Source organism: Solibacillus kalamii, assembly GCF_002174535.1.
GTDB lineage: Bacteria > Bacillota > Bacilli > Bacillales_A > Planococcaceae > Solibacillus > Solibacillus silvestris.
In genome coordinates this window covers 155,933-166,819 of record NZ_NHNT01000009.1, presented here as the reverse complement: position 1 = coordinate 166,819, position 10,887 = coordinate 155,933, and the positions used below count along the sequence as shown (strand labels likewise).

Below are 10,887 nucleotides of genomic sequence, written 5' to 3'. Positions count from 1 at the left end.
CCAGGATCAAACTCTCCATAAAAGTAGTTTGAAAGCTCATTTGCTTTGCTAGCGATCCAACTTCGTTAGAAGTTGAAATCTATTGTTTGCTTCATTTAAGAAGCTTGTTTCATTAACGTTGCTTGTTCAGTTTTCAAGGTTCATTGCGTTGTCGATGTGACAACTTTTATATCTTATCATGATTCAGTGTTGTTTGTCAACACTTTTTTAATGAAAAGTTTTTTTACTGTTGAAGCGTTTTTCTTTCGTGCGACAACTTTTATTATATTACAGCATCCTTTCGCTCAAGTCAACCCTTTTTTAATATTTCGCTTTCAAAAGATGTTATCTTGTAAGGACTTTAAATATAATAACATTTGAAATTCTAATCGTCAATAGTTTATTAAATATTTTCACCCTTTTATTTTAAGTATATTTATATAAATGAAGTTATAATGAAAAGGGGCTGCTTCTTTAATTAAAGAAACAGCTCCCTTAACAATTAGTTCAGTTTATATCCCTTAGTAATTACACGTGAAATATAAAAGCTTCTATTAGATGAAAGATCCACAATTTCTCCTGTACGTGTCAATTTTACAAGTGGGCGTGTAGGTGAGTACTTATTAATGAACATTACTTCACCCAACTCTAAATTCGATAACTCAATTTTCGTTCCTATTGGTAAGTCAACGACAATATTCATTAAAGCTTGAACAACCTTAATATCGAATTTTCCAAACTCCTCTTCCTTAATCATTTCAATTACTTTGAAAAGAGATTGTTTTGAACGATACATACGCTCACTAGTCATTGCATGGAACACATCTGCTACAGCAATAATTTGGGCAAATATTGAAATAGACCCAATACGGTCACCTTTTGGATAGCCGCTGCCATCCAAACGTTCATGGTGCTGATATACAGCAACTTTCATAATATCCTTTATAGCGGTTACGTTTTTAATTAGTAAGTAACTATAGTAAGGGTGTTTTCGTACTTCCCCAAACTCTGACTCTGTTAATACACTCTTCTTATCCCGTATACGTGAGGGAATTCGCGACATTCCACTATCAGCCAGCATTCCGGCGATAGCCAGCTGAATCGTATCCCCTCGTTCATATCCCATTTTCTTTGCAATGACTGCTGCAATTAATCCGGTAGCGATACAATGATGATATAAATAGTCCTTTGCATTCGAATAACTGTTTAAATCGAATATGTAAGAGCGATCCTCTAAAACCATATCCATTAACGGGAGAATTATGTTTCTCACTTTTGTCAGATCGACTCTTCCGCCCGCTTCCCAATTTGAAAACTCTTTTTTCAGTTGTACAATACCATCAAGGTAATATTTTTCGAAACTTGTGAATTGCTGTAGCGGTATAGCTACTGGAGGGACATCCAATTTTTCTTCATTCAGCTCGATTTCTTCAACTTCGAATTCATTATGTACTAATACTGTTTTTAGATTAAATAAATCAAACACACGTAGGTGCTCTGGTTTTACTTTTGTATTTTTATAGATAATCGGATATTGTGTATTGGCGAAAATATCTTCAGCAATTACCTTACCTAACTGCAATTCCTCAACTCTTATCAATATTGCTTCCAATTTCACAACCCCTTATGCTTATTATCAGTTATACAGAAGAAAAAATCTTATCATATAATTTACTCTTACTAGATAACTGCTAAATTTTTCATATTATAAGTTAATTATAGCGAATGGAAAATAAAATACAACCAAAAAAAGTAATCTAGATAGTCTAAACTAACTAGATTACTTTTTAAATTACTCTTCTATATCTGAATTTGACTCTCCCTCAATTTCGGAATCGATTTCTTCATCATCCGGAGCATCTTCTTCTTTTTTAACTCGTGCCACAGTTGCTACATATTCGCCTTCAGCAAGTCTGATTAAACGAACGCCCTGTGTGCTACGCCCGATAACGGATATATCGTTTACATCCATTCGGATTAACATACCGTTAATCGTAATCAGCATAATGTCTTCTGATCCATCCACAGCCTTTACTGCACACATTTTACCGTTCTTATCGGTAATTTGCATCGTTTTCAGACCTAATCCGCCACGGCTTTGTAAACGGTATTCAGATTCTGGTGTACGTTTACCGTAACCATTTTCAGTGACAACTAAAATTTCCTGACCTGGTTCAAGAATTTCCATACCTACTACAAAGTCACCTTCACGAAGTTTAATACCGCGTACCCCGGCAGCTGAACGACCCATTGAACGAATATCGTCTTCTTTAAATCGTACTAACATACCATCGCTTGTACCGATAATAATTTCTTTCGTGCCATCCGTTAAGTGAACAGAAATTAAATCATCGTCTTCACGCAATGTAATGGCGATTAAACCATTTGTACGGATATTGGCAAACTGATCAACAGGTGTACGTTTTGTTACCCCTGTTTTTGTAGTAAAGATAAAGTAAGCATCTTCTTTAAACTCTGTTACGCGAATCATTGCAGTAACATGCTCACCTTTATCAATATTAAGCAAGTTTACTATTGGCAAACCTTTCGCTTGGCGACCAAACTCAGGAATTTCATATCCTTTTGCACGGAACACTTTCCCTTTTGAAGTGAAGAACAGAATTGTATCGTGTGTAGAAGTGAATAATAAATGTTCTACAAAGTCATCTTCATTCGTTCCCATACCTTGTACACCACGGCCACCGCGTTTTTGTGAGCGATACGTGTTCGCAGCTAAACGTTTAATATACCCGTTATGTGTTAATGTCAGTACCGAGTTTTCACGAGGAATTAAATCTTCGTCTTCGATCATTTCTAAGCCGCCAGCTGTAATTTCAGTACGACGCTCATCACTGTAGCGTTCTTTAATATCCGTCATTTCTGTACGGATAATTTCGACTACTTTTGCTTCGTCAGCTAAAATCGCTTTTAATTCATCGATTAACTTTAATAGTTCCTGGTACTCAGCTTCAATTTTTTCGCGTTCCAATCCACTTAAACGCACAAGACGCATATCTAAAATTGCCTGTGCTTGGCGTTCAGATAAATTAAAGCGCTCCATTAATTGAGGTCTTGCTTCTTCTCCGCTGCGAGATGCTCGGATAATAGAAATAATTTCATCGATATGATCAAGCGCAATACGTAAACCTTCTAAAATATGTGCACGTTCCTCTGCTTTTCGAAGTTCGAATGCAGTACGACGTTTAATAACTACTTTCTGGTGTTCTAAGTAATGATAAAGCACTTCTTTTAGACTTAATACTTTTGGCTGCCCATCAACTAGCGCAAGCATATTTACACCAAAGCTTGATTGCATCGCTGTTTGCTTGAATAAATTGTTCAATACGACATTTGCATTTGCATCACGGCGTACTTCAATTACAATACGCATACCATTACGGTCTGATTCATCACGTAAATTAGTAATGCCATCGATTTTTTTATCTCGAACTAACTCAGCAATTTTTTCAATTAGTTTCGCTTTGTTAACCTGATATGGCAATTCGTGTACTAGAATTGTCTCTTTGCCGTTAGAAGCTTGCTCAATTTCTACTTTAGCCCGAATTGTCAGTGAACCACGGCCCGATTCATATGCACGGCGAATACCGCTGCGCCCTAGAATAATTCCCCCTGTAGGGAAATCCGGACCTGGAATGATTTCCATTAGCTCTTCTGTCGTAATGCTTGGGTTATCTGCCACTGCTAATACGCCGTCAATTGTTTCTCCAAGATGATGTGGCGGTATATTTGTAGCCATACCTACTGCGATACCAGAAGCACCATTCACTAATAGATTCGGATAGCGTGCCGGCAATACTAAAGGTTCATTTTCACTACCATCATAGTTCGGTCCATAATCAATCGTATCTTTATTAATATCGCGCAACATTTCCATCGCGATCTTTGACATACGTGATTCCGTATAACGCATTGCTGCTGCACCGTCGCCATCAACAGAACCAAAGTTACCATGGCCATCGACTAGCATATAACGGTAGCTGAAGTCTTGCGCCATACGCACCATTGCATCATAAATTGATGAGTCACCGTGAGGGTGGAATTTACCCATTACGTCCCCTACAATACGGGCACTCTTTTTATATGGTTTATCTGAAGTATTTCCTAGCTCCTGCATACCATAGAGGATACGACGATGTACTGGTTTAAGCCCATCACGTACGTCTGGTAAGGCACGTGAAACGATAACGCTCATCGCATAGCTTAAGAAAGATGATTTTATTTCTGTTGTAATATTTCTAGATTCAATATGTCCATGCTGAATGTCAGACAAAATAAGGACCTCCTTCCAATTGCACTAACTAATCAATTATGCCCGAGCATAATTGCATCTTTCAGCGGTTTGAAAACCCGCTGAAAGATGTTAAACATCCAAGTCTTGCACGTATACTGCATTTTCTTCGATAAAATCACGACGAGGTGCAACTTCATCACCCATTAAGTGATCGAAAATTTTATCCGCTTCAATTGCATCATCCAATTCTACTCGAATTAAAGTACGGTGCTCTGGATCCATTGTTGTATCCCATAATTGTGTCGCATTCATTTCCCCTAAACCTTTATAACGCTGTACATTAGGTTTCGGTAATTTCGGCAGACGGTTTAAAATATCTTCTAACTCCTGATCTGAGTAGCAGTATTCAACATGTTTCCCTTGTTTCACCTGATAAAGAGGCGGTTTTGCTGCATATACATAGCCCGCTTCGATTAACGGACGCATGAAACGGAAGAAGAATGTCAGCAATAGTACACGAATATGTGCACCATCGACATCGGCATCCGTCATAATTACGATTTTATGATAACGTGCTTTTTCTAAATTAAATTCTTCTCCAATACCGGTACCAAATGCTGTAATCATCGCTCGAATTTCGGCATTCGATAAAATACGGTCTAAGCGTGCTTTCTCAACATTAAGGATTTTTCCGCGCAATGGTAAGATCGCCTGGAAATGACGGTCACGTCCTGATTTAGCAGAACCACCGGCAGAGTCACCCTCTACGATATAGATTTCAGATTCGGCAGGGTTTGTTGAAGAACAGTCTGCTAACTTACCTGGTAAGCTTGAAACTTCCAATGCAGATTTACGACGTGTAAATTCACGAGCCTTTTTCGCTGCTACACGAGCACGTGCCGCCATTGTACCCTTTTCAATAACTTGACGTGCTACCGATGGATTTTCAAGCAGGAAACGTTCAAATCCGTCTGAGAATAAAGCATTTGTAATCTGGCTTACTTCAGAGTTCCCTAGTTTTGTTTTTGTTTGACCCTCAAACTGAGGTTCCGGGTGTTTTATTGACACAATTGCCGTTAAACCTTCCCGAACATCTTCGCCTGTAAGGTTGGCATCCGATTCTTTAATTAAGTTTGATTTGCGGGCATAGTCGTTAATAACACGTGTTAAGGCAGTTTTAAAGCCCGATTCGTGGGTACCACCCTCATATGTGTTAATGTTGTTCGCAAAAGACATTATATTCGAGCTGAAACCTGCATTATACTGCATGGCAATTTCAACCGTAATGCCTTCTTTTTCACCCAACACATCAATTGGCGCATGAATCGCTTCTTTATTTTCGTTAATATGCTCAACATATTCGCGAATACCGCCTTCAAAGTGGAATGTCTCCGAACGTTCCTGTCCTGTACGCTCATCTGCAATCGTCAGGCTGATGCCGCGATTTAAATAGGCTAATTCACGGATACGTGTTGCTAAAATATCGTATTCATAAACTGTTGTTTCTTTAAATATTTCGCTGTCCGCTTTAAATCGAGTTGTTGTACCTGTATGGTCTGTTTCGCCAATGACTGTTAATTGTTGAACAGTATGACCGCGCTCAAAAATAATTTCATGGATTTTACCATCTCGATGTACTTGAACAATTGTCTGACTTGATAATGCGTTTACTACAGAAGCACCTACACCGTGAAGACCACCTGATACTTTGTAGCCTCCGCCTCCGAATTTACCGCCGGCGTGCAGTACTGTCATAATTACTTCAACAGCAGGCATACCCATTTTTTCTTGAATATCTACGGGAATACCACGACCGTTATCTTCTACGCGAATCCAATTGTCTTGTTCAATTGTTACTGTGATTCCTGTACAATAACCTGCTAAAGCTTCATCAATACTATTATCAACAATCTCCCAAACTAAATGGTGCAATCCTTTTGAACTTGTTGAACCAATATACATGCCCGGACGTTTTCGAACAGCCTCTAATCCTTCTAATACTTGTATTTGATCCGCATCATAAGATTGCTGGACTTTATTCTCTTCTAAAGCCACTATTGTTCACCTACTCTTTCATAACTATCAGTATGCTTCTTTATTACGTATTTCAATGCACTTATGGTTGTTCAATTGTTCCTTGTGTGACACGGAACAATTTTGCGTGCTGTATTGTGTCATGGTGAATGCCTTCTACACTCGTTGTTGTAACGAATGTCTGGACCTCACCTTGAATTGTATTTAATAAATGTGATTGGCGATAATCGTCCAATTCAGATAAAACATCATCCAATAAAAGAATCGGTGTTTCCTTCGTTTCCTGTTTGATCAGTTCAATTTCGGCAAGTTTTAAAGATAATGCCGTCGTGCGTTGCTGCCCTTGTGAGCCATATACTTGAACATCATAATCATTGACAAAAAACTGCAGATCGTCCCGATGAGGCCCTATAAGTGTTACGCCTCTCTCAATTTCACGCTGCTTCACTTCTTCTAGCTTCTTTGTTAAGTAATCCGCCATTTCTTCGGCAGTCCAGCTTGCATCCATCCCGGTTACAGGACGGTATTTTATGACGAGCTTTTCTAATCCCCGCGAAATACCAAAGTGAATCGGTTCAGCCCAATCCTGTAAAAGCTCGATAAACTGAAATCTTTTACGAATAATTTGAATTGCCGCCTGCACATATTGTTCAGTATAAATTTCAAACATCACATCGGATGCGAGTGATTGTTTACCCATATTCTTTTTTAATAAATGATTACGTTGTTTCAAAATCTTTTGGAATGTTAGTAAATCATGTAAGTAAACAGGGGAAATTTGTCCGATTTCCATATCGATGAATCTTCGGCGAATTTGGGGGCTGCCCTTTACGATATTCAAATCTTCAGGTGCAAACATTACTACATTCATCTGTCCGATATAATTGCTTAGTTTCGTTTGTTCAAGATGATTGATTTTGCCCTTTTTGCCTTTTTTTGAAATCGTCAATTCGATAGGAACGCCACCGTAACGCTTATTTACCACACCTTCTATTTTACCATAATCCGCATCCCAACGTATTAATTCTTTATCGTTCGCGGTACGATGAGATTTGGCCATCGCTAGTACATAGATTGATTCCATTACATTTGTTTTTCCTTGGGCATTTTCCCCAATAAAAACATTAATTTTATCTGAAAAATCCAGTGTTAACGATTCGTAGTTACGATAATTTGTTAGCTGCAAGCGCTCGATGTTCATGAATTAATTTTCTCCGTTTTCAATAAATGCATCGACAATTTTGTAACGTCCTACACCCGGAATATTAACTACATCTCCATGACGCAGTTTTTTCCCGCGGCGATCTTCCACTTCTCCATTTACAAACACTTCATGTTCACTTAAAAACCACTTTGCCATACCGCCAGAGCTAATTGTATCTGTCATTTTCAGCGCTTGACCAAGCGTTATAAATTCTGTATCAATTACTAATTCATTCAACGTAATTCATCCTCCACTTAAATAAAGTCTTATCATTCTATCATACCTAAAAATCGTCCATAAGTAAAAAAGGAACGGTCTCAATAACAAGTTAAGACCCTTCCTTTTAGAATTTTTATTGAATTTTAGTAAGTACGTACCGGTAAAATCAGCTGCAATATTGCATCATCTGCAACAGAACGTAAGATGAACGGACGCATTGCACCTGTAAATTCAATGACTACATCTTGTCCATCGATCGCTTTTAAGGCTTCCATCATATATTTCGCACTGAATGAAATTTTCAAATTTTCGCCTTCTAAACTTTCCACTTGGATCTGCTCTTCAACTTTACCAATCTCAGGTGAATTCGATGAAATTTCGACTGTTTGATTTTCAAGTGTTTCAAAACGAACAACATTATTGCGATCTTCACGAGCTAAAAGTGAAGCACGGTCAATTGCCTGCAATAAAGATTTTCCGTTAATAGTAATCATTGTTTTAAACTCTTCCGGAATTAAACGCGATGTATCCGGATAATTGCCTTCTAAAAGACGAGAGAAGAACAGGACATCATCTGTTTTAAATAATACATGCTGATTCGTTAATACGATTTGAACAGGATTATTTGTGTCTTCTAAAATTTTGTTCAATTCATTTAAACTTTTACCTGGAATTACGACTGAAGTAATATCATTTGGTAAATTTTCAAGATTGACTTTGCGGCGTGCTAAACGGTGACTATCCGTTGCAACGCATATTAATGCATCGCCTTCAACTTTCCAGTTTACACCTGTCAACACCGGACGGCTTTCCGATGTCGCTACAGCAAATACAGTTTCTCTAATAACTGATTTTAATAAATCGGTTGGGATCGTAAATTGTCGGTCAGCAGCAATTTCAGGTAATTGTGGATATTCTGTTGCATCTAAGCCGATAAGGTGGAATTCCGATTTACCTGAACGAATGATTGTTGCATAGCCGTTCGTAATTTCAATTTCAACTTCATTTGTCGGCAATTTACGGATAATTTCATTGTACATTCGAGCTTGTAGCACAATAGAGCCTGTTTGAGTAATATCCATAATTTGTTCGCCATTTTCTTCTACCGGGATGAAAGTCTGGATTGTAATGTCTGCATCACTACCAGTTAACGTCATACCTTCGTTTGTAACATCAATTTTAATTCCCGTTAAAATAGGAATCGTTGTTTTGGAACTTACAGCTTTCATTACATCGTTTAATCCTGCTAAAAGACGATCACGTAAAATAGTAAATTTCATTAGTTTACCTCTCTTATATAATTAATTATTTATTTAAAGATATTAATAGATATAGTAATAGGGCCTGTGAATTTGTGGATAACCCCTAATTTAAACAGGCAGAGCACACTATCCACATGTTGATAAGCTGTGAATAGGTATGTGTGAAAAACATAAAGTTATACACAGAGATTATTTACCTAACATACTACGTATTTGTTTAATATCCTGCTGAAGCTGCTGATCTGTTTTAAGTAAGGAAGAAATCTTTTCATGGGCATGGATCACTGTTGTATGATCACGGCCTCCAAACTCCTCACCAATTTTAGGTAATGAGTAATCTGTTAGCTCACGCGATAAATACATCGCCACTTGACGAGGATAAGCAATGGATTTTGTCCGGCGCTTAGCCTTAAAATCTTCCAGACGTATACTGTAATGTTCACCAGTTGCAGTTTGAATATCTAAAATCGAAATCATGCGCGGTTTTGAATTTGGCATAATATCTTTTAAAGCTTCTGCAGCAAGTTCAGGCGAAACATCCATATTTACTAAGGATGAGTAGGCCACAACCCGTATTAATGCCCCTTCAAGTTCACGAATATTTGTATCAACCTGATTGGCAATATAAAGCATGACTTCATTTGGAATATCGAGTCCATCGGCTTTGGCCTTCTTACGTAAAATAGCAATACGTGTTTCCAAATCTGGTGGTGCAATATCCGTAATTAGTCCCCATTCAAAGCGTGAACGCAAACGGTCCTCTAAAGTAGGGATTTCCTTTGGAGGGCGGTCACTTGAGATGACAATCTGCTTTGATTCTTCATGCAGTGTGTTGAATGTATGGAAGAATTCCTCTTGTGTCGATTCCTTACCAGCCAAAAATTGAATATCGTCAATTAGCAGTACATCAACATTGCGGTATTTATTTCGGAAATCGATTGTTTTATTATCACGGATTGAGTTAATGAACTCATTTGTGAACTTTTCGGATGATAAATAGACGACATTTGCTGTCGGATTATGTTCTTTTACATAATGGCCAATTGCATGCATTAAGTGAGTTTTTCCTAAACCTACCCCCCCATAAATAAAGAACGGGTTGTAAGCTTTTGCGGGTGCTTCTGCTACAGCTAAGCTCGCTGCATGGGCAAAGCGGTTACCGGAACCAATAACGAATGTATCAAATGTGTACTTTGGATTGAGCATACCCGGGGTAATGTCATGGTGTTCACTTGATTTTGCTTGAGTAATTGGGGGCGGTAGTTCAAAGTCGTCTGCCGTCTGATCTTTCTGGACAACAAAATTAATGACTAGATCCTCTCCAGTTAACTCGTTTAATATTCCTGTAATCATATGGATGTAATATTGTTCAAGCCAATCGCGGGCAAAAGAGTTAGGCGCGGAAATCGTCACTTTTGTGCCACTATGCGCAAGAAGTTTTGTTGATTTCAGCCAAGTATCAAAGCTCGGTTTCGAGATTTTCTGTTCAGCTTGGGCAAGGACGGCATTCCATAAGTTTTCTAAATGTTCCAAGCTCTTTCTTCCTTTCATTAATTCATTTCACATTCGATTCGTATATTTAAATGACAAGGCTCATACTAACGAAAATTAGATGAGAGTCTTTTTTATGTGAATTTCCTTACAATGCAAACTTTCTTGCTTACGAAAAAAGAAAGGCTCTGTTAAATGATTAATAGTAAACAGAGCTATAAAATATATATTTTATAATTAAAAAGGAGTTCATACACATAACCACAAGTTGTGGATAAAGGTTGTTCTAGAGTATGGGAAATCTTTGTCCACAGATTATCAACAATTGTGGATAATATATTTCCCAGAAAAGAATTCCACAAAGTAAAACACAGTTATCGTATCAAATAAAGTTAGGTATTTCAATACTTAAACGATCTTATCCACATAATCATATGTTATATACA

7 protein-coding genes are annotated in these 10,887 nt (G+C 37.8%); all 7 read right to left on the bottom strand.

From position 1 onward, the window contains the following. Positions 1-481: 481 nt before the first annotated feature. A complete protein-coding gene (locus CBM15_RS13655) occupies positions 482-1,597 on the bottom strand; it encodes an HD-GYP domain-containing protein (RefSeq protein WP_239835853.1) in 1,116 nt (371 codons plus the stop codon). 174 nt (positions 1,598-1,771) lie between these two features. Then, complete coding sequence (gene gyrA / locus CBM15_RS13650) at positions 1,772-4,270, bottom strand: DNA gyrase subunit A (RefSeq protein WP_087617929.1); 2,499 nt, start codon at positions 4,268-4,270, stop codon at positions 1,772-1,774. A 90-nt stretch (positions 4,271-4,360) separates the two neighbouring features. Then, positions 4,361-6,286 (bottom strand): DNA topoisomerase (ATP-hydrolyzing) subunit B, encoded by a 1,926-nt coding sequence (gene gyrB, locus CBM15_RS13645; RefSeq protein ID WP_087617928.1) that lies wholly within the window; start codon positions 6,284-6,286, stop codon positions 4,361-4,363. Positions 6,287-6,347: 61 nt separating this feature from the next. Beyond that, entirely contained in the window at positions 6,348-7,466 is a 1,119-nt protein-coding gene (gene recF, locus CBM15_RS13640) for a DNA replication/repair protein RecF (protein ID WP_008408394.1), read from the bottom strand. A 3-nt stretch (positions 7,467-7,469) separates the two neighbouring features. Further along, positions 7,470-7,706, bottom strand: coding sequence for a S4 domain-containing protein YaaA (gene yaaA / locus CBM15_RS13635; protein WP_008408393.1), 237 nt, complete (start codon positions 7,704-7,706; stop codon positions 7,470-7,472). A 125-nt stretch (positions 7,707-7,831) separates the two neighbouring features. Then, on the bottom strand, positions 7,832-8,968 hold the full coding sequence (gene dnaN, locus CBM15_RS13630; protein WP_008408392.1) for a DNA polymerase III subunit beta: 1,137 nt from the start codon (positions 8,966-8,968) through the stop codon (positions 7,832-7,834). A 171-nt stretch (positions 8,969-9,139) separates the two neighbouring features. Then, complete coding sequence (dnaA, locus tag CBM15_RS13625) at positions 9,140-10,483, bottom strand: chromosomal replication initiator protein DnaA (protein ID WP_008408391.1); 1,344 nt, start codon at positions 10,481-10,483, stop codon at positions 9,140-9,142. Between the last annotated feature and the right edge of the window lie 404 nt (positions 10,484-10,887).

Bases quoted from the DNA above. Each gene is read 5' to 3' on its own strand.
- recF (WP_008408394.1), bottom strand. From the start codon at position 7,466: ATGAACATCGAGCGCTTGCAGCTAACAAATTATCGTAACTACGAATCG.
- dnaN (WP_008408392.1), bottom strand. From the start codon at position 8,968: ATGAAATTTACTATTTTACGTGATCGTCTTTTAGCAGGATTAAACGAT.